Source organism: Modestobacter italicus (assembly GCF_019799965.1).
In the GTDB taxonomy this organism is placed as follows: Bacteria; Actinomycetota; Actinomycetes; order Mycobacteriales; family Geodermatophilaceae; genus Modestobacter; species Modestobacter italicus_A.
In genome coordinates, this window is record NZ_JABGCJ010000004.1 from 254,713 (window position 1) to 279,025 (window position 24,313).

Annotated in this window: 26 protein-coding genes and 1 riboswitch; of the genes, 11 read left to right on the forward strand and 15 right to left on the reverse strand. The window is 74.7% G+C overall.

The features are described 5' to 3' along the window. Positions 1–4: 4 nt before the first annotated feature. Positions 5–159: riboswitch (cyclic di-AMP (ydaO/yuaA leader) on the reverse strand. A gap of 447 nt (positions 160–606) precedes the next feature. Then, on the forward strand, positions 607–2,226 hold the full coding sequence (locus tag HLA93_RS11795; protein ID WP_308128077.1) for a phytoene desaturase family protein: 1,620 nt from the start codon (positions 607–609) through the stop codon (positions 2,224–2,226). Positions 2,227–2,379: 153 nt separating this feature from the next. Then, on the forward strand, positions 2,380–3,213 hold the full coding sequence (locus tag HLA93_RS11800; protein ID WP_222194569.1) for a YhjD/YihY/BrkB family envelope integrity protein: 834 nt from the start codon (positions 2,380–2,382) through the stop codon (positions 3,211–3,213). A gap of 18 nt (positions 3,214–3,231) precedes the next feature. Here HLA93_RS11800 and HLA93_RS11805 read toward each other — a convergent pair whose 3' ends face one another. From HLA93_RS11805 to HLA93_RS11815, 3 genes are all read right to left on the reverse strand, one after another. Continuing rightward, positions 3,232–3,813, reverse strand: a complete 582-nt coding sequence (locus HLA93_RS11805; protein ID WP_222194570.1) for a putative glycolipid-binding domain-containing protein — start codon at positions 3,811–3,813, stop codon at positions 3,232–3,234. A gap of 92 nt (positions 3,814–3,905) precedes the next feature. After that, positions 3,906–4,760 carry a PPK2 family polyphosphate kinase gene (locus HLA93_RS11810; protein ID WP_222194571.1) on the reverse strand — a complete coding sequence of 285 codons (855 nt, stop codon included), beginning with the start codon at positions 4,758–4,760 and terminating at the stop codon, positions 3,906–3,908. A 22-nt stretch (positions 4,761–4,782) separates the two neighbouring features. Then, positions 4,783–6,852 carry a HelD family protein gene (locus HLA93_RS11815; RefSeq protein WP_308128078.1) on the reverse strand — a complete coding sequence of 690 codons (2,070 nt, stop codon included), beginning with the start codon at positions 6,850–6,852 and terminating at the stop codon, positions 4,783–4,785. A gap of 100 nt (positions 6,853–6,952) precedes the next feature. On the opposite strand from HLA93_RS11815, the gene HLA93_RS11820 reads away from it, so the two are divergent. Continuing rightward, a complete protein-coding gene (locus HLA93_RS11820; RefSeq protein ID WP_222194572.1) occupies positions 6,953–7,684 on the forward strand; it encodes a PRC and DUF2382 domain-containing protein in 732 nt (243 codons plus the stop codon). 236 nt (positions 7,685–7,920) lie between these two features. Then, positions 7,921–9,750 carry an NAD(P)/FAD-dependent oxidoreductase gene (locus HLA93_RS11825; protein WP_308128079.1) on the forward strand — a complete coding sequence of 610 codons (1,830 nt, stop codon included), beginning with the start codon at positions 7,921–7,923 and terminating at the stop codon, positions 9,748–9,750. Positions 9,751–9,787: 37 nt separating this feature from the next. On the opposite strand, the gene HLA93_RS11830 is transcribed toward HLA93_RS11825, so the two are convergent. The 4 genes from HLA93_RS11830 to HLA93_RS11845 form a co-directional block, all read right to left on the reverse strand. After that, on the reverse strand, positions 9,788–10,456 hold the full coding sequence (locus tag HLA93_RS11830; protein ID WP_308128080.1) for an acVLRF1 family peptidyl-tRNA hydrolase: 669 nt from the start codon (positions 10,454–10,456) through the stop codon (positions 9,788–9,790). Then, on the reverse strand, positions 10,453–11,712 hold the full coding sequence (locus tag HLA93_RS11835) for an alpha/beta fold hydrolase (RefSeq protein WP_222194573.1): 1,260 nt from the start codon (positions 11,710–11,712) through the stop codon (positions 10,453–10,455). The genes HLA93_RS11830 and HLA93_RS11835 overlap by 4 nt, the downstream gene beginning before the upstream one ends. Next, positions 11,712–12,926: an MFS transporter gene (locus HLA93_RS11840; RefSeq protein WP_222194574.1), complete on the reverse strand. Its 1,215-nt coding sequence runs from the start codon at positions 12,924–12,926 to the stop codon at positions 11,712–11,714. The genes HLA93_RS11835 and HLA93_RS11840 overlap by 1 nt, the downstream gene beginning before the upstream one ends. A gap of 290 nt (positions 12,927–13,216) precedes the next feature. Further along, positions 13,217–15,031 carry a phosphoenolpyruvate carboxykinase (GTP) gene (locus tag HLA93_RS11845; protein WP_222194575.1) on the reverse strand — a complete coding sequence of 605 codons (1,815 nt, stop codon included), beginning with the start codon at positions 15,029–15,031 and terminating at the stop codon, positions 13,217–13,219. A 180-nt stretch (positions 15,032–15,211) separates the two neighbouring features. Here HLA93_RS11845 and HLA93_RS11850 point away from each other — a divergent pair, with 180 nt between their 5' ends. Beyond that, positions 15,212–16,381, forward strand: coding sequence for an NADH:flavin oxidoreductase/NADH oxidase (locus HLA93_RS11850; RefSeq protein WP_222194576.1), 1,170 nt, complete (start codon positions 15,212–15,214; stop codon positions 16,379–16,381). 58 nt (positions 16,382–16,439) lie between these two features. Here the strand turns inward: HLA93_RS11850 and HLA93_RS11855 are convergent, their stop codons facing one another. Further along, positions 16,440–16,940 carry an SRPBCC family protein gene (locus tag HLA93_RS11855; protein ID WP_222194577.1) on the reverse strand — a complete coding sequence of 167 codons (501 nt, stop codon included), beginning with the start codon at positions 16,938–16,940 and terminating at the stop codon, positions 16,440–16,442. Further along, entirely contained in the window at positions 16,937–17,266 is a 330-nt protein-coding gene (locus HLA93_RS11860) for an ArsR/SmtB family transcription factor (RefSeq protein WP_222194578.1), read from the reverse strand. The genes HLA93_RS11855 and HLA93_RS11860 overlap by 4 nt, the downstream gene beginning before the upstream one ends. An 84-nt stretch (positions 17,267–17,350) precedes the next feature. Between HLA93_RS11860 and HLA93_RS11865 the strand changes: the two genes are divergently transcribed. The 3 genes from HLA93_RS11865 to HLA93_RS11875 all read left to right on the forward strand — a co-directional run bounded on the left by HLA93_RS11865 (position 17,351) and on the right by HLA93_RS11875 (position 18,534). Continuing rightward, a complete protein-coding gene (locus HLA93_RS11865; RefSeq protein WP_222194579.1) occupies positions 17,351–17,587 on the forward strand; it encodes a hypothetical protein in 237 nt (78 codons plus the stop codon). A gap of 113 nt (positions 17,588–17,700) precedes the next feature. Beyond that, complete coding sequence (locus HLA93_RS11870; protein WP_222194580.1) at positions 17,701–17,943, forward strand: acyl carrier protein; 243 nt, start codon at positions 17,701–17,703, stop codon at positions 17,941–17,943. Between the two features lie 90 nt (positions 17,944–18,033). After that, positions 18,034–18,534, forward strand: coding sequence for an FBP domain-containing protein (locus tag HLA93_RS11875; RefSeq protein WP_222194581.1), 501 nt, complete (start codon positions 18,034–18,036; stop codon positions 18,532–18,534). A gap of 6 nt (positions 18,535–18,540) precedes the next feature. Here the strand turns inward: HLA93_RS11875 and HLA93_RS11880 are convergent, their stop codons facing one another. Beyond that, the gene (locus tag HLA93_RS11880) at positions 18,541–19,014 is read right to left on the reverse strand and encodes an NUDIX domain-containing protein (RefSeq protein ID WP_222194582.1); all 474 of its coding nucleotides are present in this window, start codon (positions 19,012–19,014) and stop codon (positions 18,541–18,543) included. 50 nt (positions 19,015–19,064) lie between these two features. Here HLA93_RS11880 and HLA93_RS11885 point away from each other — a divergent pair, with 50 nt between their 5' ends. Further along, entirely contained in the window at positions 19,065–20,027 is a 963-nt protein-coding gene (locus HLA93_RS11885; protein WP_222194583.1) for an NAD(P)H-dependent flavin oxidoreductase, read from the forward strand. A 3-nt stretch (positions 20,028–20,030) separates the two neighbouring features. Further along, the gene (locus HLA93_RS11890; protein ID WP_308128081.1) at positions 20,031–20,483 is read left to right on the forward strand and encodes a GNAT family N-acetyltransferase; all 453 of its coding nucleotides are present in this window, start codon (positions 20,031–20,033) and stop codon (positions 20,481–20,483) included. Positions 20,484–20,527: 44 nt separating this feature from the next. Here the strand turns inward: HLA93_RS11890 and HLA93_RS11895 are convergent, their stop codons facing one another. The 4 genes from HLA93_RS11895 to HLA93_RS11910 form a co-directional block, all read right to left on the reverse strand. Continuing rightward, positions 20,528–21,265, reverse strand: coding sequence for a DsbA family oxidoreductase (locus HLA93_RS11895; RefSeq protein ID WP_308128082.1), 738 nt, complete (start codon positions 21,263–21,265; stop codon positions 20,528–20,530). Continuing rightward, positions 21,262–22,278, reverse strand: coding sequence for a cation diffusion facilitator family transporter (locus tag HLA93_RS11900; protein ID WP_222194584.1), 1,017 nt, complete (start codon positions 22,276–22,278; stop codon positions 21,262–21,264). Before HLA93_RS11900 ends, HLA93_RS11895 begins: the two co-directional genes overlap by 4 nt. Positions 22,279–22,354: 76 nt before the next feature. Next, positions 22,355–22,648: a DUF1905 domain-containing protein gene (locus HLA93_RS11905; protein ID WP_222194585.1), complete on the reverse strand. Its 294-nt coding sequence runs from the start codon at positions 22,646–22,648 to the stop codon at positions 22,355–22,357. A 40-nt stretch (positions 22,649–22,688) separates the two neighbouring features. After that, complete coding sequence (locus HLA93_RS11910; protein WP_222194586.1) at positions 22,689–23,054, reverse strand: MerR family transcriptional regulator; 366 nt, start codon at positions 23,052–23,054, stop codon at positions 22,689–22,691. Positions 23,055–23,148: 94 nt separating this feature from the next. Between HLA93_RS11910 and HLA93_RS11915 the strand changes: the two genes are divergently transcribed. Further along, positions 23,149–23,853: an SDR family oxidoreductase gene (locus HLA93_RS11915; protein ID WP_222194587.1), complete on the forward strand. Its 705-nt coding sequence runs from the start codon at positions 23,149–23,151 to the stop codon at positions 23,851–23,853. Between the two features lie 61 nt (positions 23,854–23,914). Here HLA93_RS11915 and HLA93_RS11920 read toward each other — a convergent pair whose 3' ends face one another. After that, positions 23,915–24,292, reverse strand: coding sequence for an FKBP-type peptidyl-prolyl cis-trans isomerase (locus HLA93_RS11920; protein WP_299953032.1), 378 nt, complete (start codon positions 24,290–24,292; stop codon positions 23,915–23,917). Between the last annotated feature and the right edge of the window lie 21 nt (positions 24,293–24,313).

A 24,313-nucleotide genomic window follows, 5' to 3' on the forward strand; every position in this document is an offset into this window, starting at 1 on the left:
TGTCCTTTCTTCCACCTGCCGCCTACCGAGTTAGCTGACGGGTTCGGGCGGGAAGACGCCCGGCACCTCGGGCCCGGAACGGGCCGCGAGGAGCTTCACCCCAGTGCTGCGGTGGGTCCCCGGTCCACGAGCCCGCGAGTGTTGCGGCGAGCCGTGTGGTTCGGCGGCGGCCCTGTCGGTCGTCACCCGGGTGGGCGACTGCGTTGCCCGTCAGGACCGCTGGTGACCGTACGTGCGTTATGGGCTCGTGACAAACGGCTGGACGCAATTTGTGGAGAAACTCCCGGCGTGTGCTGCAACACGCTCACCGAGCGTGACAGGCACGCCGGGTTTCCGGCACCGCCGGGACTGAACCCCCTGCCCGGAGGCCGGGTCGATGGTCCGACACGCGACCTGACCTGGACGCTCGGACCGCTGGTCACGAGGGGACCGAGACGTCCAGCGCGGCGACTCCGACCGGTCGTTGGCGTCCGCCTGGTGACGCTCCGCAACCGCCGCGCTGAACCGTCGGCCGGTGCGCCGCGCGGTCCACCGACGGGACGGGCACGACCCCACGACCGCCGGGGCCGCGGCCGCGGGCTGGGGCCGGCACGCCAGGATGACCGGGTGCCGACCCTCGCCACCACCACCTGGGACGACCCCGCCGTCGCCGCGCTGACCGCCGCCCAGCAGGTGGACCTGCGGGCCCGGTACGACGCCGTCGTCGTGGGCGGCGGCCACAACGGCCTGACCGCCGCCGCCTACCTCGCCCGGGCCGGCTGGTCGGTGCTGGTGCTCGAGCGGCGGGCCGCGCTCGGCGGCGCCGCGATCAGCGAGCAGGTGTTCCCCGGCGTCGACGTCCGGCTGTCCGCGTACTCCTACCTGGTCAGCCTGCTGCCCGACCGGGTCGTGTCCGACCTGCGGCTGCCGATCAGGCTGCTCGACCGGCCGGTCGCGTCCTTCACCCCGCTGCTGCGGAACGGCCGCCCGGGCGGGCTGCTGGTCGAGCGGGACGAGGGGCCGGAGACGGCAGCCTCCTTCCGGGCGCTGACCGGCTCGGACGCCGAGCTCGCCGGCTGGCAGCGCTTCTACGGCCGGCTCAGCACGCTGGCCGAGGACCTGGCCCCCACGCTGACCGAGCCGCTGCCCACCGAGGCGGAGCTCACCGCACGGCTGCGCGACCCGGGGATCTGGCACGACCTGCGACAGCGTCCGCTGGCCGACGTGGTGGCCGACCACCTGACCGACGACGACGTCCGGGGCATCGCGCTCACCGACGGGCTGATCGGCACCTCCGCCGACGTGCACGCCGCCGACGGCCTGGCCGGGCGTTGCTTCCTGTACCACCTGGTCGGCAACGGCACGGGCCGCTGGCGGGTGCCGGTGGGCGGGATGGGCGCGGTCAGCGGCGCCCTCGCCGACGCCGCCCGGGCCGCCGGCGCCACGCTGGTCACCCGCGCCACCGTCACCGGCCTGGACGCCCGGCCCGACGGGGTCACCGTGCACTGGACCGACGACGACGGCACGCCGCACGCCGTCGACGCCGGCCACGTGGTCAGCGGCGCCGCACCGACGGTGCTGGACGAGCTGCTCGGCGCACCGGCGCCGGCCCGACCGTCGGGGTCGCAGCTGAAGGTCAACATGGTGCTGCGCCGGCTGCCCGGGCTGCGGTCGGGGGCCGACCCGCACCGGGTGTTCGGCGGCACCGTGCACGTCGACGAGGCGGCCGGCCGGCTCGACGCCGCGTACGCGCAGGCCGCGGCCGGGCGGCTGCCCGACGTCATCCCGTTCGAGGTGTACTGCCACTCGCTCACCGACCCGTCGATCGTCGGCGGCACCGGGCTGCACACCCTGACCCTGTTCGGGCTGCACACCCCGGCCGAGCTCTACGCCACCGACCCGGCGGGCACCCGGGCGGAGGCCGTGCGGCGGGTCGTCGCCCAGCTCGACGCGCACCTGACCGAGCCGCTGGCCGACTGCCTGGCGCTGGACGCCGACGGGCGGCCGTGTCTGCAGGCGTCCTCACCGCTGGACGTCGAGGCTGCACTGGCGATGCCCGGCGGGCACATCTTCCACGGCGACCTCTCCTGGCCGGTCGCGCTCGACCCGGCCCAGGCCGGCACCTGGGGCGTGGCGACGGCGCACCCCCGGGTGGTGGCCGCCTCCTCCGGCGGCACCGTGCGCGGCGGCGCCGTCAGCGGCCTCGGCGGCTTCGCCGCGGCCCAGCACCTGCTCGGCCACCGCTGACCCGGACGCCGGCCGGGGACCGGGTCGGGTGACGTAGAGCCGGGCCACCTGACGTCGAGCCGCGCCCTGACCCGGCTCGACGTCGGATGGCGCGGGTCGACCCGGTCCGCGGCCCGGCGCGCGCAACCGGCGGCGGCGTGATCACCTGACCGGGTGCAGGTGGCGAGGGAGGCGCGCGGCCTGCTGGGCGCCATACGGGCACGGCTGCGGGGCCGGGACACCGCGCTCATCGCCGCGGGGCTGACCTTCTACGCCGGGATCGCCGTCGTCCCGGCGCTGGTGCTGTCACTCGGGCTGACCAGCTGGGTGGCCGGCGCGGACGCGGTGCACACCCTGACCGGCCGGCTGGCCCAGGTGCTCCCGGCCGAGCTGGGCGCCCCGGCGGCCGTCGCCGAGCTGGCTGCCGCCGGCACCGACCTGAGCCCGGTCGAGGCGCTGCTCACCCTGCTGCCCATCTCGCTCTACGGCGAGGGGCTGCGGCGGGCGATGCTGCGGTTCAGCCCGGAGCACGACCGGTTCACCGCCTGGCGCGGCCGGCTCTTCGCCCTGCCGATGCTGCTGCTGGCACCGCTGTTGGTGTACCCGTTGCTGCTGGTGGCCGACCTGCTGGCCCGGCTGTCCGAGACCCCCGGGTTCGCCGCGTGGCTGGGCGGGTTCACGGCCGGCTACTACTCGGTGCTCTTCGCCCTCACCCTGCCGCTGGTGTGGACCTTCCGGGTGGTGGCCGCCGGCCGGCTGCGCTGGCGGGCGGTGCTGGCCGGCGCACTGTTCACCGCGGCCTCGCTGTCGGGCTTCCTGCAGGGCTTCGTGCTGTTCCTCTCCCTGCCGCTGGACCTGGGTGCGCCCTTCGGCGGGCTCACCGTGGTCGGCGGGGTGGTCGCCGTCGGCTTCTGGCTGTTCCTGCTGCAGTTCGTGGTGCTCTTCGGCTGGCTGGCCACCCAGGCGCTGGACGAGCGGATCGCCCGCGGAGCCCCGGCCGAGGGCTGACCGAGCCCCGAGGGGTGCTCAGAGGTGCCGCACGGCGCTGCCCGGGTAGTCGAGCACCAGCCCGGCCGGGTCGAACACCAGCTGGCAGCTGAAGTCCGAGGCCGGGGACTTGTAGTGGTACTGCTGGTGCGGGCCGTCGTCGTGCAGCCGGGTGTAGGACTGCTCCAGCCGGTCGACCCCCAGGCCCACGGCCGCCACGAACGCCGCCGGGGCCGACGCGCGGCGGCCCACCCCCAGGCCCAGCCGGTGCACCGGCAGCGCGTTGGTCATCACCGAGCACTCCAGGTCGACGTCCAGGCAGCCGTCCAGGTCCGGGGCCGGCAGCCCGTCGACCAGCCACCGCCCCTCCCCGACCGCCTCCAGCACGGTGCTGCGGGGGCCGGCCGGCGAGCGGCCGGCGACCGCGGCCCGGCGGGTGGTCCAGTCGCCGTCGAGGTCGAGCAGGTACTCCACCGTCCAGGGCACGCCGTCCTGCACGGCCGTGGTGCAGCCGGCGACCTGGACGCCGACCCCGGTCCGCCGGAAGTGCACGACCTCGAAGCCGGTCCGCGCCTGGTGGTGGCGCCACGCGGCGGCGTACGGCAGCTCGGCGAAGGTCACGCGTGCGTCCCGTCCTCGGCTCGGCGGGCGAACCCCACTCGGCGCGCTCCGGCTACCCGGCCGTGCGGCGGGGCACACCCGCCGCACGGCGGTCAGCCGGTGACCGGGTGCTCCTCGATCAGCCGGTCCCGCTGCTCCGCGACGTCCCAGGCCGGCTCCGGCAGCCGCGGGTCCAGCTCGTCCACGGTCTCCAGCAGCAGCCGCCCGACGGCCCAGTTGCGGTACCACTTGCGGTCGGCCGGCACGACGTACCAGGGCGCGGTGTCGGTGCTGGTGCGGTCCAGCACCGTCTCGTAGGCGCGCTGGTAGGCCGGCCACAGCGCACGGTCGTCGAGGTCGGAGGGGTGGAACTTCCACCGCTTGGCCGAGTCGTCGAGCCGGGCCAGCAGCCGCTGCTTCTGCTCCCAGGGCGACAGGTGCAGGAAGACCTTGACCAGGGTGACGCCGTCGTCGGTGAGCTGCTGCTCGAAGCGCACGATGTCCCGGTACCGCCGCTCGATGACCGCGGGGGTCGCCAGCTCGCGCACCCGGCCGACCAGCACGTCCTCGTAGTGCGACCGGTCGAAGACGCCGAGCTTCCCCGGGCCGGGCACCGCGCGGCGCACCCGCCAGAGGAACCCGTGCCGCAGCTCCTCGGGGGTCGGCTGCCCGAAGGCGGTGACCGAGACCCCTTGGGGCTGCACGGCGCCGACGACGTGCCGGACGACGCCGCCCTTGCCGCTGGTGTCCATGCCCTGCAGCACCAGCAGCACCCGCCGGCGGCCGCCACCCGCCGCCTCGGCGTAGAGCCGTTCCTGCAGCTCGGCCAGCCGCCGCCCCTCGGCCGCCGCGACGTCCTTGGTGCGGTCCTTGTCGCCGGGGGCCAGCGTCGTCGCCCGCGGGTCGAGGTCGGCGAGTGCGACCGGGGCGGCGGGGGCGCGCAGGGCTGAGCGCAGGGAGTCGACCATCCCCGCAGCCTAGGGACCCGCCTCAGCCGGCGAGCTGGGCCGGCAGCTCCTCCCGGTGCAGCACGACCAGGGTGCTCACCGCCCGGGTGAGGACGACGTAGAGGCGGTGCAGCCCGCGGGGCTCGGCGGCGACGATCGCGGCGGGCTCCACCACCACGACCGAGTCGAACTCCAGGCCCTTGGCCAGGGTCGCGGGCACCACGGAGACGCGGGTGGTCTCCGCGCCGTCGTCGGTGAGCGCGGCGACGTCCAGGCCGGCGGCGACCAGCAGGTCGACCACCTCGGCCACCGAGGCGTCGGCGCAGACCACCCCAGTCGATCCCTCCCCGGCCGCCAGCTCACCGACCACCTCGACCAGCGGCTCGGCCAGCAGCGTGACCGGCCGCAGGCGCAGCGAGCCCGGCTCCCGGCGCACCGCGGTGGCCTGGCCCAGACCGGGGGCGAGCGAGGGCAGCAGCCGGTTGGCGAAGTCGAGCACCTCGCCGGGCACCCGGTAGCCGCGGGTCAGGGGCCGGACCGTGGTGTCGGGGCGGCCCAGGGCGGTGAGCGTCTGCGACCAGTCGGCCACCGACCAGGGGCTGGTGGCCTGGGCCAGGTCGCCGAGGACGGTCAGCGACCCGGCGGCGAGCCGGCGGGCCACCGCCCGGCACTGCATCGGGGAGAGGTCCTGCGCCTCGTCGACGACCACGTGCCCGTAGCCCGGCGTGCGCTCCAGCATCCCGGCCACCTCGTCGACCAGCACCGCGTCGGCCGGGGTCCACCGGGCGGCCCGCACCGAGCGCGGCGGCTTCGGCCAGTGCAGCAGCGCCTGCTCCTCCTCGGTGAGCACGCCCTGGGCGGCCCGGGCCAGCCGCTCGGGGTCGGTGAACAGGTCGTGCACCAGCCCGGCGGCGTCCACGGCGGGCCAGACCGCGTCGCAGAAGGCCCGCACCTCGGCGCTGCGGGCGCACCGCCGGGTCTCGGCGTCCGTCGGGCTGCCGCCACCGGCCTCCTTGAGCCGGCGGGCGTACTCGGCCAGGCTCATGGCCAGCCGCTCCCGGCCGGCCGCGTAGTGCACCAGCTGCTGCTCGTCGACGCCGCTGGTGCCGGCCCGGCGGAGGTCGTCGACGAAGCGCTTGAGCCGGTCGTCCCCGATCCGGTACTTCCGCCCGGACAGGGTCACCTGCACCGAGTCCGTGGGCTTGCGGACGCCGCCCCACAGCGCCCGCCGCAGCACCTCGGCCATCCGCGGGTCGCCCTTGAGGACGGCGACCTCCGGGGCGTCCTGGGCGCGCACCGTCACCCGCGCGGTGAGGCTCTCCACCGTCGCCTGGTCGACCTCCACCTCACCGAGCGCGGGCAGCACCTGTTCGATGTAGCGGAGGAACGCCTTGTTCGGGCCGACGACCAGCACGCCGGTGCGGGCCAGCTGCTCGCCGTGCGTGTACAGCAGGTAGGCGGCCCGGTGCAGCCCGACCGCGGTCTTGCCGGTGCCCGGGGCGCCCTGCACGCAGATCGACTCGGTCAGCGGGGCCCGGACGATGTCGTCCTGGTCGGGCTGGATGGTGGCCACGATGTCGCGCATCGGGCCGCTGCGCGGGCGCTCGATCTCCTGCCGCAGGATGTCGCCGGTGCCGCCGTCGTCCTGACCCTCGTCCAGGTGCTCGTCCTCGTAGCTGGTCAGCTCCCCCTCCGCGAAGCCGAACCGGCGGCGGCGGGCCAGACCCTGCGGTTCGGCGGCGCTGGCCTGGTAGAACGGCCGGCTCATCGGCGCCCGCCAGTCGATGACGACCGGGTCACCGGCGGCGTCCCGGACGTGCCGGCGGCCGATGTGGAAGGTCTCCGGCACGCCGTCCGGGCCCGACCCGGCGGAGCCGTCGGTGCGGCCGAAGAACGCCGGGACACCGGGGTCGTGGGCCAGCGAGCGGAGCCGTTCGGCGCGGGCGGCGCCCAGCCGCTCGGAGGCCCAGGCGTCGACGCCGGCGTCGGCGACGGACACCGCGGCGGCGCGCATCTGGGTGAGGCAGTCGGCGGCGCGGAGCAGGTGGTCGCGCTCGGCGGCGAGGACGGGATCGGTGGTGGTCCGGGTTCCTCCGGCGGCGGCGGCAGACACGGTCGGAGGACGTTACGCGCGGCCGACGACCGGGTCGACCGACTTGCCGGCCGACGCGCCGGGGATGTGTAGACCCCGGCGTTCCGGATCATCCAGAGGCATGGCCAGTGACTCCGCTCTGCCCCCGGTCATCGGGGCGATCGCCGACGACCAGGACGGAAAGCCCCTGGGCACGGTCACCGCCGTCTTCCTGGACGACGTGACCGGTCAGCCCACCTGGGTCGGGCTGACCCCGGGCCTGCACGCCCACACCGACACCGACGAGGTGCCGGTGATCGCGCCGGTCTCCGGGTCCGACCTCGTCGACGGACGCCTCCGGCTGTCCGTCTCCGCCGCCGCCGTGGGGGCTGCGCCCCGGGCGTCCCAGCCCGATCGGCTGACCCCCGCGGAGGAGACGACCCTCCGCGCCCACTACGCCGGCGCGTCGCCCCGGGCCACCACCGGGGCCGCAGCCGACTCGGCGATGACCCGGTCCGAGGAGCAGCTGGACGTGACCACGGTCGTGGAGCCGTGGACCCGTGCCGTGCTGCGGATCGAGGAGGTCACCGAAGAGGTCATGGTGCCGGTCACCGTGACCCGGCAGCGTGCCCGGATCGAGCACCTGCCGCTGACCACCCGCGACAGCGCCCGCGATGCCGGTGCGCCGGGCAGCCGGCGGGAGACCAGCACCAGCGAGTGGGTCACCCTCTACGCCGACGAGCCGGTGGTCACCGTCGAGCGGCGGCCGGCCGAGCGCGTGCGGCTGGCCACCTCGTGGGTCACCGAGCAGACCACCGTCTCCGACCAGCTGCGCAAGGAGCAGGTGGAGCTGACCACCACCGACACCCTCTGAGCCGGGTGGCTCGGCGCGCCCCTGCACCGGGACGCCCGTCGGCACGATCCGCGTCGCGCGCGGCGGTGACCGGCACCGGCGATCACCGGATGTGATGTGGGTCTCACTCGGCGTCCGCGGCGCTCGATGCTCGGGGCCGCCCCGGTGGCACGGGCTCCCGCCCGGCCGCCGGCGGGTGGTCAGCTGCACCTGGCCGCCGGTGGCGGCCACTCCTCCGACGACGCAGGAGCCGCGCGGTGACCCAGACCCTGGACCCGACCGACACCCCGACCACCGACGCCGACGACCCCGGCAGCCCGGTCGAGGCCTGGCTGGAGGAGTTCCAGTCGGCCCTGACCGCCCGGGACGTCGACCGGGTGGCCGAGCTCTTCGCCCCCACCTGCTTCTGGCGCGACCTGGTCGCCTTCAGCTGGAACATCACCACGGTCGAGGGGCACGACGGCGTCCGGGACCTGCTCCGGGCGACGCTGGACCGCACCGACCCGCGGGACTTCCGGGCCGGCGAGCCGCCGACGACCGCGGACGGGGTCGACGAGGCGTGGGTCGAGTTCGAGACGGCGGTCGGGCGGGGCCGCGGGCACCTGCGGCTGCGCGAGGGCCGCGCCTGGACGCTGCTCACCACGCTGTACGAACTGACCGGGCACGAGGAGCCGGTCCGGGACCGGCGGCCGATGGGCGCCGAGCACGGCATCCACCGGGACCGGGAGACCTGGCGGGACCGGCGCGAACGGGAGGCCCGGGAGCTGGGGTACCGCACCCAGCCGTACGTGCTCGTGGTCGGCGGCGGGCAGGGCGGGATCGCCCTCGGGGCCCGGCTGCGGCAGCTCGACGTCCCCACCATCGTCATCGACAAGCACCCGCGCCCGGGCGACCAGTGGCGCAGCCGCTACAAGTCGCTGTGCCTGCACGATCCGGTCTGGTACGACCACCTGCCCTACATCAAGTTCCCGGACAACTGGCCGGTGTTCGCCCCGAAGGACAAGATCGCCGACTGGCTGGAGTCCTACACCCGGGTGATGGAGCTGGACTACTGGTCGAACACCCGGGCGATCAGCGCCGCCCACGACGAGGCGACCCAGGAGTGGCGGGTCACCGTCGAGCGGGACGGCGTGCCGGTGGAGCTGCGCCCGGCGCAGCTGGTGCTGGCCACCGGGATGTCGGGCAAGCCGAACGTCCCGGTGCTGCCGGGCCAGGACGTCTTCCGCGGCGACCAGCACCACTCCTCGGCCCACCCCGGCCCGGACGCCTACCGAGGCAAGCGCTGCGTCGTCATCGGCTCGAACAACTCGGCCTTCGACATCTGCGGGGCGCTGTGGGAGGTCGGCGCCGACGTCACGATGGTGCAGCGCTCCTCGACCCACATCGTCCGGTCGGACTCGCTGATGGAGATCGGGCTGGGGGCCCTCTACTCCGAGCAGGCCGTCGCATCGGGCATCACGACCGAGAAGGCCGACCTGACCTTCGCCTCGCTGCCGTACCGGATCATGCACGAGTTCCAGATCCCGCTCTACGACCAGATGCGCGAGCGGGACGCCGACTTCTACCAGCGGCTGGAGGCGGCCGGGTTCGACCACGACTGGGGCGACGACGGCTCGGGCCTGTTCATGAAGTACCTGCGCCGCGGCTCCGGCTACTACATCGACGTGGGCGCCGCCGACCTCGTGGCGAACGGCGACGTCCGGCTGGTGCACGGGCAGGTGGACCACCTGACCGAGGACTCGGTCGTGCTGGCCGACGGCACGCAGCTGCCGGCCGACCTGGTCGTGTACGCCACCGGCTACGGCTCGATGAACGGCTGGGCGGCCGACCTGATCAGCCAGGAGGTCGCCGACCGGGTGGGCAAGGTGTGGGGGCTGGGCTCGGACACCACCAAGGACCCGGGCCCGTGGGAGGGCGAGCAGCGGAACATGTGGAAGCCCACCCAGCAGGAGGCGCTGTGGTTCCACGGCGGCAACCTGCACCAGTCGAGGCACTACTCGCTGTACCTGGCGCTGCAGCTCAAGGCCCGGCAGGTGGGCATCCCGACGCCGGTGTACCGGCTCCAGGAGGTCCACCACACCTGCTGACCGCCCCCTGAGGGGCCAGAGTCGCGACTTCGGCCCCTCAGGCGCGGTCGGTGGGTTCGACGATGTGCACCCGCACGGCGCGGAACTGGGCCGGGGTGGTCAGCAGCACGGCCTTGGTCGGCTCGCCGACGTCCAGCGGCCCGAGGCGCGGCAGGTCGGCCAGCCGGCGCAGCCGGGGGTCGGTGAGCACCTCGGCGGCCAGGCCCTTGTCGCCGCCGGTGGCCAGCGCGACCACGTCACCGGCGTGCGGCAGGAGCACCCGCGCGGCGGTGTCGGCGGCGTGGCTGACGACGGCGTCGGTCTGGTGGCCCCGCCGCCGGGCGAACCGCTGCTGCGACCAGCCGCCGGCCGCGGTACGCCCCTGCACCTGCCGGGCGTCGACCTTGGAGACCACGAGCTCGAGACCGTCGAACACCCCCACCGCCCAGCGGCCGCGCCGCACCAGCAGGACGGCGGTGCACCGGGGCACCCGGGCCGCCGCGGTGAACGCGGTGAGCGGTGCCGGCCCCGGGGTCCAGCCGTAGGGCGCGGTCAGCGTCACGGTGGTGCCGTCCTGGCAGGTCACGGTGAGCACGCCCGCGTCGTCGGCCCGCACGTCGGTGAACGCGCCGTGCCGCTGTGCGACACCGTCCAGCCAGCGGTCCAGCCGCTCGGGCGCGACGCCGAGCACCCGGCCCCCGCCGGCGGCCGGGCGAGGAGCGGTCACGGGTGGTCGGCGCGCCAGGCCAGCAGCCGGTCGAGCACGTCCCCGGTCCGCAGCCCGTCGTGCTCGAACTCGTTGGTCACCCAGGTGCGCACGTTGCCCACCCGCGCCGCGGTCTCCAGGGACAGCCCGGCGTCGACGTACATGTCGTCGGCGTAGACGGCCGCGTCGACCGGGACGTCGTTGGCCGCCAGCCGCGCCGGGTCGTAGAGCGGCGGGAACTCCGGCACCTCGGCCAGCGCGTGGGCCACCGGGCCGAAGGGCCGCAGCGACGCGATCTCCTCGAACATCCACGGGAACACCATCTCGCCGGTGAACGGCAGCGGACGCACGGCCTCGTCGAACTCCGGCCCGCGCTCGGCCTCCGCCGCCCACCCCGTGGCGCCCGGCCCGCTGGCGTAGATGACCTCCTGCAGCGTCATGTACAGCGGGTTGTCCCAGTAGGAGGTGCGCTGCGCGACGGCGTCCAGGAACCCGTCGGCCAGCTCGCCGTCGTCGTCCAGGGCCTCGTCGATCAGCCAGTGCAGCTCCTCGGCCCCCGACCGGGTGCCCAGCGCGTGGCCGAGGGTCTGCAGCCGCCGCACCGTGAGCCGGTCACCGTCGGGCAGGTGCACCGGCTCGGCGTCCAGCCGGTCGGCCACCGACGCCAGCCGGCCGGCGTCGGCCGGGTACCGCGCGTAGAACTGCCCGGTCTTGGCCGCCACCCGCGGCCAGGTCCGCCGGTAGACCTCGCGGGGGCCCGCGGTGAGGCCGGCCAGGCCCCCGGTGACCAGGCAGCGGTCCAGCCCCTCGGGCGCGGTGGACAGGTAGGTCAGGGTCAGGAAGCCGCCGTAGCTCTGGCCGAGCGTCGTCCACCGCCGGCCGCCGTAGACGGTGCGGCGCAGCTCCTCGGCGTCCCGGACGATCGAGTCGGCGCGGAAGGCCAGCAGGTGGCGCGCGGCGGCGGCCGGGTCGGGGAAGGCGCTGATCCGGCGACCGGTGACCCGGGAGCTGCGGCCGGTGCCCCGCTGGTCGAGCAGCACGACGCGGAAGTCGCGCAGTGCCCGGGCGATCCAGCCACCCAGGGTGGGCCGGGGCCCCTTGCCGCCCGGCCCGCCCTGCAGGAAGAGGAGCAGCGGCAGGTCGTCGTCCCGGCGGTCGGGGGCGACCAGCTCCCGGGCGAACACGGTGAGGCTGCCGGCGTCGGGAGCACCCCAGTGCAGCGGCACCGGCACCTCGTGCTCCCGGACGATGGCGCCGGGGATCACGTACTCGACCATCAGCGGGCCAGCGCGGCGGTGGCGGCGTGCTCGGCGGGGACGTGCAGGCAGCGCTGCCCGAAGGCCACGGCGATCGCGGCCAGTCCGGCGGCGACGGTGGCCACCAGGAAGCTCGCGTTGGCGCCGACCGAGTCGACGATCTTGCCGGCGACCGAGGCTCCCACGGCGACCCCGAGCGCGAGGGCGGTGCCGATCCAGGTGAACGCCTCGGTGACGGCCGACCGCGGCACCAGCACCTCGGCGAGGGTGAAGGCACTGATCAGCGAGGGCGAGACGGCGATGCCGGCGAGCACCACCACCGGCAGCATCACCCAGTAGCTGGAGATCAGCGCCAGCGGCACGGTCAGCACGGTCAGCACGGCCAGGGCCGCGACCAGCCGGTGGCGCAGCGGCACCTGCCAGTGCACCGTCCCCCAGCCGATCCCGGCCAGCATCGACCCGGCGGCCAGCCCGGCGATCAGCAACCCGGACAGCGACCGGGCGCCCACCTCGTCGGCGAACGCGACCAGCGCGATCTCCAGGGTGCCGAGGATCGCGCCCACCGCGGCACCCACCACGAACAGCACCCGCAGGCCCTGCACCCGCATCGCCGAGGCGCCGCGGCGGTGCTCGTGCTCGGCCGGGGGCGGCTCGGTGTGCCCCTGCGCGGCGAAGAGCAGGCTGCCCACCGCGGCCAGGGTGAAGGCGGTGACCACCCCGGACGTGGTGTGCCCGGTGGTGGACAGGAAGGTGACCAGCACCGGCCCGACGATGAAGACGAACTCGTCGACGACGGACTCCATCGCCAGCGCGGTGGGCAGCCGGGGCGTGCCGCGCAGCAGGTGGGTCCAGCGGACACGGATCATCGAGGAGACCGGCGGGATGCTCGCCCCGGCGAGGCCGGCGGTGAGGAAGACCGTCCACAACGGCCAGTCGGCGCGCACGGAGAACAGGAAGCCGACGCCGGAGACGATGAAGACGGCCAGCACCCCGAGCAGCACCCGGCGCTGGGCGTGGGTGTCGGCCAGCCGCCCGATGAACGGCCCGGAGATCGCGGTGGCGACGGCGCCGACCGCGGCGACCGCGCCACCCAGCCCGTAGGAACCGGTCTCGGACTGGACCAGCAGCACGCTGCCCAGCCCGATCATCGACAACGGCAGCCGCCCGATGAACGCGGCCAGCACCATCGGCAGGGCATGCGGGGTCCGCAGCACGTGCAGGTACGGGTTGGGCACGAGCGGACTGGCTCCGTGGTGTGGGTGATGCCTCGGGATGGGCGCGCCGCCGCCACGCTAACCGACCCGGCGCCCACCCGCGGCGCGACGCGGACGACGCCGTCCGGACAGGCGACGAGGCCCCGCCCCCGACCACGCTGTCGGGGATCGGGGCCTCGCCAGAGGGCCGGACGGCCGCGGCCTCGCTGCCACGGTGCCCGACCCGGCTGATGCGGTCGCGGAGCGACCGTCGGCCCCGTCCGGAGGCTCGCCCCCGAGCTCGCGAGGGGAGAGGGGGACGGGGCCTCTCGTCAGGCCAGGCGGCTCTTGAGGATCTCGAGCTCGTCCCACATGGTGCTGGGCAGCTTGTCGCCGAACTTCTCGAACCACTCGGTGATCTGCGGGACCTCGGCCTGCCACTCGTCCTTGTCCACCCGCAGGGCCTGCTCGACCTGCTCGCGGGTCATGCCCAGGCCGGAGACGTCGAGGGAGTCCGGGGTGGGCACGTGCCCGACCGGGGTCTCCTCGGCGGCCGCGGTGCCCTCCAGGCGCTCGACGACCCACTTGAGCACCCGGCTGTTCTCCCCGAAGCCCGGCCACAGGAAGCCGCCGTCGGCGTCCCGGCGGAACCAGTTCACGTAGAAGATGCGCGGCAGCTTGCTGGCGTCGTGCTGCTTGCCGGTGTCGACCCAGTGCTGGAAGTAGTCACCGGCGTTGTAGCCGATGAACGGCAGCATGGCGAAGGGGTCGCGGCGGACGACGCCGACGGCGCCGGTGGCCGCGGCGGTGGTCTCCGAGGAGAGCGTGGCGCCCATGAACACGCCGTGGTTCCAGTCCCGCGCCTCGCTGACCAGCGGGATCGTGGTCTTGCGCCGGCCACCGAAGAGGATCGCCGAGATCGGCACGCCCTTCGGGTCCTCGTACTCCGGCGCCAGGATCGGGCACTGGGTGATCGGGGTGCAGAACCGGCTGTTCGGGTGGCTGGAGGGCTCGTCGGACTCCGGCGTCCAGTCCCGCCCCTTCCAGTCGGTGAGGTGGGCGGGGGCCTCGTCGGTCATCCCCTCCCACCAGATGTCGCCGTCGTCGGTGAGCGCGACGTTGGTGAACACCGAGTTGCCCTGGTCGATGGTGCGCATCGCGTTGGGGTTGGTGTCCCAGCCGGTGCCCGGGGCGACGCCGAACAGGCCGTACTCGGGGTTGAGCGCGTAGAGCCGGCCGTCCTCGCCGAAGCGCATCCAGGCGATGTCGTCGCCGAGGGTCTCGACCTTCCAGCCCGGGATGGTCGGCTCGAGCATGGCCAGGTTGGTCTTCCCGCAGGCACTGGGGAAGGCCGCCGCGACGTAGTACGTCTTCTGCGCCGGGCTGGTCAGCTTGAGGATCAGCATGTGCTCGGCGAGCCAGCCCTCGTCGCGGGCCATCACCGAGGCGATCCGCAGCGAGTAGCACTTCTTGCCCAGCAGCGCGTTCCCGCCGTAGCCGGAGCCGTAGGACCAGATGGCCCGCTCCTCGGGGAAGTGCACGATGTACTTGGTGTCGCTGCACGGCCACGGGACGTCGGCCTGGCCGGGCTCCAGCGGGGCGCCGAGGGAGTGCATGGCCGGCACGAACGGGCGGTCCTCCCCCATCGCCTGGAGCACGCGGCTGCCGATCCGGGCCATCACCCGCATGGAGACGACGACGTACTCGGAGTCGGTGAGCTCGACGCCGAACATCGGGTTCTCGGCCTCGACCGGGCCCATGCAGAACGGGATGACGTACATGGTGCGGCCGCGCATGCACCCGCGGTACAGCTCGGTCATCACCGCCTTCATCTCGCCCGGGTCCATCCAGTTGTTGGTCGGGCCGGCGTCGGCCTCGTCGACCGAGCAGATGAAGGTGCGGTCCTCGACCCGGGCGACGTCGCTGGGGTCGGAGGCGCACCAGAACGAGTTCGGCTTCGCGTCCAGGCGGCGGAAGGTGCCGGCGTCGACCAGCTTGGTCGTCAGGCGCTCCCACTCCGCGTCGCTGCCGTCGACCCAGACCACCTGGTCGGGAGTGGTGAGCTCCACCATCTCCTGCACCCAGGCGAGGAGGCGGGCGTGCGTGGTGGGGGCGTTCTCGAGACCGGGGGTGGCCACGGAAGTCACGGCGTCTCCTCCTTCGGGGGCGCACCGGCGCGGGCGCCGACGCTGGCTCACGGACGGTCCCCCGGCCACGTCGTCGGAGCCGGGGGATCAGGCGAGACTACTCGTATAGGACGTCTACTTGCAGTGTGACGTGGGTCGCCCTGGGGATGCCGGGCGACGGCCACCTGGTTGGGTGGCACCGTGACCGGACCTCACCTCCTGCAGCCCCTGACCCTGCGCGGGGTCACCCTCCCCAACCGCCTGGTCGTCGCCCCGATGTGCCAGTACAACGTCACCGACGGCGTCGTCGGCGACTACCACCTGGTGCACCTGGGCCGGTTCGCGCTGGGCGGGTTCGGCCTGGTGATGGTGGAGGCCACCGGCGTCACCGCCGACGGGCGGATCAGCCCCGGCGACGTCGGCCTGTGGAACGACGAGCAGGTGCCCGGCCTGGCCCGGGTGGCCGCCTTCCTGCGCGAGCACGGCAGCGTGCCGGCCATCCAGCTCGCGCACGCCGGCGGCAAGGCCAGCACCCTGCGCCCCTGGGACGGCAACGGCCAGGTCACCGCAGAGAACGCCCGCCCCGGCGACGTCCCGTGGACACCGGTCTCTCCCAGCGGCGTCCCGATGGGCGAGGGCTGGTCGGCCCCGCACCCGCTGTCGGCCGAGGAGCTGGTCGGCGTGCGCGAGGCCTTCGTCGCCGCGGCGCGCCGCTCGCTGACCGCCGGCTACCAGGTCGTCGAGGTGCACGCCGCGCACGGCTACCTGCTCAACCAGTTCCTCTCCCCGCTGACCAACCTGCGCGAGGACGAGTACGGCGGCTCGCGGGAGAACCGGATGCGCTTCCCGCTGGAGGTCGTCGCCGCCGTCCGCGAGGTGTGGCCGGCCGACCTGCCGCTGGTGGTCCGGGTCTCCGCCGTCGACGCCACCCGGGAGGGGGTGACGCTGGAGGACACCATCGCCTTCGCCCGCGAGCTCAAGACCCTGGGCGTGGACGCGATCGACGTCTCCGGCGGCGGCATCGGCCCGGGCTGGGAGCACCCGATCGGCTACGGCTACCAGGTGCCCTTCGCCGCGGCGATCCGCGAGCAGGCCGGCATCCCGACGATGGCCGTGGGGCTGCTCGTCGACCCCCAGCAGGCCGAGGCGGTCGTCGCGGGCGGGCAGGCCGACCTGGTCGCGGTGGCCCGCGAGGCGCAGGACGACCCGAACTTCGCCGTCCACGCCGCCCGGGCGCTGACCGGCTCCTACGAGACCTACCCCGTGCAGGCCGGCCCGCGGCTGGCCTCCCGCGACCGGCTGCTGGGCCGGCTGGGGCCGTGGGCCGGGCCCGACCCGGTCCAGGTCGAGCAGCCCGCCGGTCAGGCCTGAGCCGCCCGGCCTGAGGTGGAGCCGCGTCGTGGGGCGGCTCCACCTCAGGCGGACCGGCTCAGCCTGCGGCGCGACCGTAGGCGGGACCGGTGGCGGCGAGGAAGTCGTCCCAGCTGCCCGGCGCCGGGCGACCGTCGACCTCGGCGTCGAACCTGTCCAGGTACCAGTGCCAGCCCAGCACGTAGTCGGTGACCTCGGTGCCGGCGGCGAACACCTGGGTGAAGACCAGCACGGTCTCCTCTCCCTCCCGGCTGAGGTCGAGCTGCACCCGCCAGCCCTCCTCGGTCTCCCAGTCGACCACCAGCCGGCGCGGCTCGTCGCACTCCACGATCCGCATCGGCTCTCCGACCGGGGTCTCCTCGTGGGTCATCGTGAAGGTGCCGCTGCCGCCGACCCGCCGCTCACCCTCGTAGGTGCCGATCCAGCGGGCCATCCGGTCGGGCTCGGTGAGCGCCGCCCAGACGTCCTCGATCGGGTCGGGCCAGCTGCGGCGGAACTGCAGCCGCACGCCCTCGGGCAGCTCGGTGACCTGCCCCAGCCGCTCGTCCGGTGTCGTCATCGACCGTCCTCCTGCGTTCGGGCCCGCCGTCCGCGGGCGATCTCGGTGTCCAGCGCGCCCAGCCGCTGCGCCCACAGCCGCCGGTAGGGGGCCAGCCAGGCGTCCAGCTCCGACAGCGGCCGGGGGTCCAGCGCGTACACCCGGCGCTGCCCCTCGGCCCGGACCTTCACCAGCCCGGCCTCGCGGAGCACCCGCAGGTGCCGGCTGATCGCCGGACGGCTGACCGGGAACTGCCCGGCGAGCTCGCCGGCGCCCTGCTCGCCAGCGGCGAGCAGGGCGACGATCTGCCGCCGGGTCGGGTCGGCCAGGGCCGCGAGCGCCTCCACGGAGAGATGTGTAACAGACAGCTTACGTAAACGTCCAGTTACGCACGACGATTCGGACGACGCCCGGCCGGGCAAGCGACCCGCATGACCGTCACCGACCCCGACACCCCCGACCCGCTCAACGACCCGCGCACCACCCAGGCCGACCCCGGCGCACTGGGCCAGGGCGAGGACCTCGCCTCCACCGCGGACGACGACGTCGCGACCGGCGAGGACGAGCTCGCCACCTCCCGCACCGAGGCCGACGAGGCCGGCGGTGGGGACGTCACCGGCGGGTTCGCCGGCGCGGTCGGCGAGGCTCCGACCAACGACCAGACCTGAGACGGACCGGTCCGCCCACGCCGTGTGTCGCCCCGAGGCCGGCCGGGTAGCGCGGGGGCGCAACCGTCCGACGGCCGAGCAGACGGCCCCGTGTGAACTCCCGAGGAGGACCCATGGCCACCGGTGAGACCGGCTTCGCCGACGTCACGTTCGACCTGATCTCCGTCCAGTACCACTCGCTCAAGGCCGGGCACGACTACGGCCAGTACGTCCGGGACGCCGAGAACGCCGGCCTGGACGACGTCGCCTCGTTCTTCCGCGAGGTGATGGAGCAGGACTCCCAGCGCGCCCAGCGGGCCCACGACCTGCTGCGCACGCTGTCCGGCACCGAGCACGGCGGCCCCGCCACCAGCTGACGCCCACCGCCGGGAAACCCGGGTGCGACGGGACGGGAGCGGTACGTAGCCTCTGCGGCCGCCCCGTCCCGACGGCCCTGGAGGTCTCCCGTGCACGCCCTGACCGAGGCGGCGATCCGTCGCTCACTGGTCAACTGCTCCCGCAGCGAGGCCGCCGCGCTCGCGCTGCCCCGCGACTTCGCCGAGCTGGACTGGGCGTCGCTGGACGTGCTCGGCTGGCGCGACCCCAAGGCCGAGCTGCGCGGCTACCTGGTGCACGAGCAGGACGGCGAACCGATCGGCATCGCGCTGCGGGCCGCGGACACGAAGATGTCCAGCCGCCGGTCGGCGATGTGCCTGCTCTGCCACTCCGTGCAGTCGGCCGACGCGATCTCGCTGTTCACCGCCCGCCGGGTCGGCGAGGCCGGGCGCAACGGCAACACGGTGGGCACCTACGTCTGCGCTGACCTCGACTGCGCCAGCCGGGTGCGCGTGGTGCCGCCGTCGGCCCAGCACCTGGACGACGAGCTGCAGGCCCTCGCCGTGGAGGAGCAGGCCGCGGGGCTGCGTCAGCGTCTCCGGGCGTTCACCGCCGACGTGACCCGCCGCTGACCGGGCTCAGAAGCCGTGCGTGCCGATCGGGCTGACCGCCCCGGCGCGCAGCTGCTCGATCACCTGGAGCTCGTGCGGCACCACCGGCTCGGGCAGCGCGTCGAGCGGGAACCAGCGCAGCTCGGCGGCCCGGTGCTCCTCGGCCCGGCGCGGGGTCCCCGCCCAGCGGCGGCAGCCGAAGAAGAAGTCGACCCGCTCGTCGACCGGGCCGTGCGGGGCCGCGGTGCGGTGCAGCACGCCCAGCGGTTGCAGGTCGGCCGGGTCGACGAGCACGTCCAGCTCCTCCCGGGCCTCGCGGACGGCGGCATCGAGCACCGACTCCCCCGCCTCGACGTGGCCGGCGGCCGCGGCGGCCCAGTGCTCGTCCATGAAGCCGGTGCCCCGGCGGAGCTGGAGCAGCACCTCGTTCCCCGACGGGGACCGGCCCGGGCGCAGGAAGAGCACGTAGGCGGCGGGGACGACGCGGAACCGCTGGGTCACCCCGCGACCGTAGTGCTGCGCCCACCGGCGGCGGGGACGACGATGGGCCGGTGATCAAGACCCCGCTGACCCGCTGGTTCGACCTCGACGTCCCGGTGTTCGGGGCACCGATGGCCGGCGTCGCCGGTGGCGCGCTGGCCCGCGCGGTCTCCCTGGGCGGCGGGCTGGGGATGATCGGGGTCGGCTCGGACACCCCGGTCGAGTGGCTCGCCGAGCAGGCCCGGCTGCCCGCCGAGGCCGACGTCTCGCACGGCGTCGGGCTGATGGCCTGGGCGCTGGAGCGCCGCCCCGAGCTGCTGGCCGCGGCGATCGCCACCGAGCCGGTGCTGGTCTCGGTGTCCTTCGGCGACCCGGGCCCGTTCGTCGGACCGCTGCACGACGCCGGGATCGCCGTCGCCACCGCGGTGAACTCGCTGGCCGACCTGGACCGTGCGATCGACGCCGGAGCCGACGTGATCGTCGCCCAGGGCACCGAGGCCGGCGGGCACACCGGGCAGCGAGCCACCCTGCCGCTGCTCCAAGAGGTGTTGGGCGCCACCGACCGGCCGGTGCTCGCGGCCGGCGGGGTGGCCACCGGCGCGGGGCTGGCCGCGGTCCTGGTGGCGGGCGCGGCCGGCGCCTGGGTCGGCACGCCGTTCCTGGCATGCACCGAGGCGGCGAACACCCCGGCCGCCCGCGAGCGGGTGCGGGCCGCCGCCGGCGACGAGACGGTGCTGACCAGCGCCTTCGACATCGCCCAGGGGCTGCCGTGGCCCAGCCGCTGGCCGGGCCGAGCCCTGGTCAACGACTTCACCCGGACCTGGCACGGCCGGGAGGACGAGCTGCGCGGCGACACCGCGGCCGCCGACCTGGTGCGCCGGGCCCGAGCCGAGGGCGACCTGGCGAACGCCCCGGTCTACGCCGGGGAGTCCGTCGGCCTGGTCAGCACCGAGGAGTCGGCCACCGACGTCGTCCGGCGGCTGGCAGCGGACGCGCGCAAGGCGCTCGAACGCGTCCCCCGTCTGCTGGGCTGACGAGTGGAGATCCGCGACGCCGACGAGGCCGACCTCCCGGCCGTGGTGGCGCTGTACGCCGACGACGTCCTGGGTGCCACCCGGGAGGACCCCGGCCCGCCACTCCCGCAGCGATACCGCGACGCGTTCGCCGCCATCGCCGCCGATCCCCGCCACCGGCTGGTCGTCATGGAGGACGACGGCCAGCTCGTGGCCACCCTCCAGCTGTCGTTCCTGCCGCAGCTGGTCCGCGGCGGCGGCGAGCGAGCTCAGATCGAGGCGGTCCGGGTTGCGGTCGCCCACCGCGGCAGCGGCCTGGGGCGTGAGCTCGTGGGGTGGGCCGTCGAGCAGGCTCGCGAGCACGGCTGCGCGTTGGTGCAGCTGACCACTGACGCGGCCCGCCCGGAGGCCCGCCGCTTCTACGAGTCGCTGGGCTTCCAGGGCACCCACGTGGGGATGAAGCTCCCGCTGACGTGAGGGAGGAACCAACTCTCTCGTGTTCTGTGCGACGCCCAGCGCCATCAGACCGAGCAGGTGCCGTCCGCGCAGCCCTCGGCGGCCGGGACGGTGGTGAGCGGATGGGTGTCGGCCCAGGCCCGCTCGAGCAGCTGCAGCAGCACCTCGGCCGGCTGCGCGCCGGCGGCACCGTAGGTGCGGTCGACGACGAAGAACGGGACGCCGGTCGCCCCAAGGGCGCGCGCGGTGTCGATGTCCTCCCGCACGGCGGGCAGGAACCGGCGGTCGGCCAGGGCGGTGCGCACCTCGGCCTCGTCCAGCCCGACCTCGACGGCCAGCGGCACGAGGGCGTCGACGTCGAACACCGACCGTTGCTCGGTGAAGTACGCGCGCAGCAGCCGCTCCTTCATCTCGCTGCGCAGCCCGTGCTCGGCGGCGAGGTGGATGAGCTGGTGGGCGAGCAGGGTGTTGCCGCTGACCCCGTCGGCCAGGTGGTACTCCAGGCCCTCACCGGCGGCGACCTCCTCGACCCGCTGCATCTGGGCGGCCATCTGCTCGACGCTGCTGCCGTACTTGGCGGCCAGCGCCGGAAGGGTCGGCTCGGTGTGCCCCTCGGGGACGGTGGGGTCCAGCTGGAAGGACCGCCAGACCACCTCGACCTGGTCGGCGTGCGGGAAGCGGGAGAGCGCCGTCTCCAGCTTGCGCTTGCCGATGTAGCACCACGGGCACACGACGTCGGACCACACCTCGACCTGCATGACCGGCGACAACCCGCGGGCCTCGCGGGCCATTCCGGGGGTCACCCGGCCGGAGGAGACGCCGCCTGCGCCCGGCCGTTCCCGGGCGTGGGGTCGAGGAACACGTACCGGACGCCGCCGTGCCGGGCCACCAGCCGCCGCTCCGCCTCGTCGGAGGCCCGCTCGATGTCCGCGACGGTCGCGGTGTCGGCGAAGTCGACCTTCGCCGAGACAATCAGCTGCCCCGGCCCGATCACCGAGGTCAGCAGGAACGGGACGGCGTCGACCTGGTCGAGGCCGGCGATCTCCGCGCGCAACTGCTCCCGGACCGCGTCGGGCACCGACTGGCCGATCAGCAGCGAGACGTTGGCGCGGGCCAGCGACCAGGCGACCGCGATCAGCACGACGCCGATCAGGATCGCCGAGAGGCCGTCCCACAGCGGGTCGCCGGTCACCTGCTCCAGGAACAGGCCCAGCCCGGCGAGCACGAGGCCGACCAGGGCGGCGCTGTCCTCGAAGGTGACCGCCTTGAGCGTGGTGTCCGTGGTGCCCCGCAGGTAGCGACGGGGGCTGATCCCACGCGATCGGGCCTCGCGGCGCACCTGCCGCACCGCCTTGAGCAGCGAGCCGGCCTCCAGCACGAAGGAGACGGCGAGCACGACGTAGGAGATGGTCGGTGAGCCCTGCTCCTCGCCCTCCCGGATCGTCTCGACGCCCTGGTACACCGAGAAGCCGGCGCCGACGGCGAAGGTGCACAGCGAGGCGAGGAAGGCCCAGAAGTAGGTCTCCCGCCCGTACCCGAAGGGGTGCCGGGCGTCCGCGGCCTTGTTGCCGCGCTTGAGCGCGACGAACAGCAGCACCTCGGTCACCGTGTCGGCCAGCGAGTGCGCGGCCTCGGACAGCATCGCCGAGGAGTGGCTGACCAGGCCACCGGCCAGCTTGGCGGCGGCGATCGCCAGGTTCACCGCCCCGGCCAGGACGACGGTGCCGGTCGACTCGCCACCGGAGCCCCCGCCGGACCCGCCGCCCTCGGCCTCCTGGACGAGGGCGTGCTCGGTGCCGGGGGTCGGTTGCGTCATGCACCGGCCGTTTCCCCGGGCCGCTGATCGGCAACCGCGCCGGGCGGGTGTCCTGGGTGACAGCCCGCCGGCCCGCTCAGCTGAGGCGCTGCTCCAGGTGCACCAGCACCGGCGTCCCGGCCTCGCTCTTGCCGATCCCCACGCACAGCGCCTTCTTCAGCGGCAGCCAGTGCGGGCCCTGCCCCGAGGGCATCAGGGTCGCGGCGAACGGGTGGCCGTCCAGCGTGCCGGCGACCTTGACCGCCCGCCGGGTGCCGAGCACCTCGGCCGAGCCGGGCAGCTCCAGGTAGGTGGGGAACGCGCCGTCCTTCTCGATGACACAGCTGAAGACGGCGTCGAGCGGCTGGGCAGGGGTCTCGGTGGTGGTCATGCCGGGAGGACTCCCGGCGCGGCGGGAACTCATCGCCGGGTCAGGAGGCGGCGACCGCCGGCACGTGCTCCTGGCCGATCCGGATGATCTCGTCCAGCCGCGCGCGGGCCTGGGTCAGCTCCGCGATCTGCCGGTCGATGCCGTCCCGCTGGTCGACCAACCGGGCGAGCATGGCCGGGGTGGCGACGCCGGTGTGCACGCACGGCAACACCTCCAGGACGTCCTTGCTGTTCAGCCCGGCGGCGTACAGCTGCTGGATGAACTGCACCCGGCCCACGGCGCTCTCGGCGTACCGGCGCTGCCCGCTGGCGCTGCGCTCGGCCTCCAGCAGGCCCTGCTCCTCGTAGTAGCGCAGCGCCCGCACGCTCACGCCGGCGCGGGCGGCGACCTCACCGATGCGCAGCACCGGGCCTCCTCGTGTTCGGGCTCACAGTTGCCTCTGACGTCAACGTGAGGTCCTAGCGTCCCGGACAGCCCATCCCGAGCGCAAGGAGAACACCATGGACATCACCGGATCGGTCGCCCTCGTCACCGGCGCCAACCGCGGCCTCGGCCGCCACTTCGCCCAGCAGCTGCTCGAACGCGGCGCGTCCAGGGTCTACGCCACCTCCCGCCGTCCCGAGCTGGTCGACGTCCCGGGCGTCGAGGTGCTGCGGGTCGACGTGACCGACCCGGAGTCGGTCGCGGCGGCAGCCGCGGCCGCCGGGGACGTGACCCTGCTGGTCAACAACGCCGGGATCACCACCGGCGCGAACCTGGTCACCGGCGACCTGGCCGAGATCCGGCGGGAGATGGACACGCACTTCTACGGCACGCTGGACGTCGTCCGGGCGTTCGCGCCCGTGCTCGCCCGCAACGGCGGCGGCGGGATCGTCAACGTGCTCTCGGCGCTGTCCTGGTTCTCCACCGACGGCGCGAACGCCTACGCCGCGGCCAAGGCGGCGGCGTGGAGCCTGACCAACGGCGTCCGGATCGAGCTCACCGGACAGGGCACGCAGGTGACCGGCGTCGTGCTGGGGGCGGCCGACACCGACATGATGGCCGGCTACACCGGCCCGATGAGCGACCCGGCCGACGTCGTCCGGGCGGCGCTCGACGGCGTCCAGGCCGGCGACTGGGAGGTGCTGGTCGACGACTGGAGCCGGGGCGTCAAGGCCTCGCTGGCCGCCGACCCGCGCGAGTTCTACAGCCCGTCCGCGGTCTGACGGAGGACCCCCGGCCCCCCACCACCCGCAAGCTCGGGGTGGGGGGCGACGGGGTCCTCGTTCAGCGGACGCCGACGAGGTCGACGACGAAGACCAGGGTGGCCCCGGGCTTGATGACGCCCCCGGCCCCGCGCTCGCCGTAGGCCTTGTGCGGCGGGATGGTCAGCCGGCGACGGCCACCGACCTTCATGCCGACGATGCCCTCGTCCCAGCCCTGGATGACCATCCCGACGCCGATCCGGAACTCCAGCGGGTCGCCGCGGTCCCAGGAGGCGTCGAACTGCTCGCCGCCGTCGTGGGTGACGCCGACGTAGTGGGCGCTGACGAGGCTGCCGGCGGTGGCCTCGGGGCCGTCACCGACCACCAGGTCCTCGATGACGAGGTCGTCGGGGGCCGGGCCGGTCGGCGGCTCGACGTCGGGGCGGGTCAGCTCTGCCACGGGGGTCTCCTCGGGTCGGCG

Bases quoted from the DNA above. Each gene is read 5' to 3' on its own strand.
- HLA93_RS11810 (WP_222194571.1), bottom strand. From the start codon at position 4,760: ATGGTCGACTCCCTGCGCTCAGCCCTGCGCGCCCCCGCCGCCCCGGTC.
- HLA93_RS11820 (WP_222194572.1), top strand. From the start codon at position 6,953: ATGGCCAGTGACTCCGCTCTGCCCCCGGTCATCGGGGCGATCGCCGAC.
- HLA93_RS11835 (WP_222194573.1), bottom strand. From the start codon at position 11,712: ATGGTCGAGTACGTGATCCCCGGCGCCATCGTCCGGGAGCACGAGGTG.
- HLA93_RS11855 (WP_222194577.1), bottom strand. From the start codon at position 16,940: ATGACGACACCGGACGAGCGGCTGGGGCAGGTCACCGAGCTGCCCGAG.
- HLA93_RS11865 (WP_222194579.1), top strand. From the start codon at position 17,351: ATGACCGTCACCGACCCCGACACCCCCGACCCGCTCAACGACCCGCGC.
- HLA93_RS11870 (WP_222194580.1), top strand. From the start codon at position 17,701: ATGGCCACCGGTGAGACCGGCTTCGCCGACGTCACGTTCGACCTGATC.
- HLA93_RS11900 (WP_222194584.1), bottom strand. From the start codon at position 22,278: ATGACGCAACCGACCCCCGGCACCGAGCACGCCCTCGTCCAGGAGGCC.
- HLA93_RS11905 (WP_222194585.1), bottom strand. From the start codon at position 22,648: ATGACCACCACCGAGACCCCTGCCCAGCCGCTCGACGCCGTCTTCAGC.
- HLA93_RS11915 (WP_222194587.1), top strand. From the start codon at position 23,149: ATGGACATCACCGGATCGGTCGCCCTCGTCACCGGCGCCAACCGCGGC.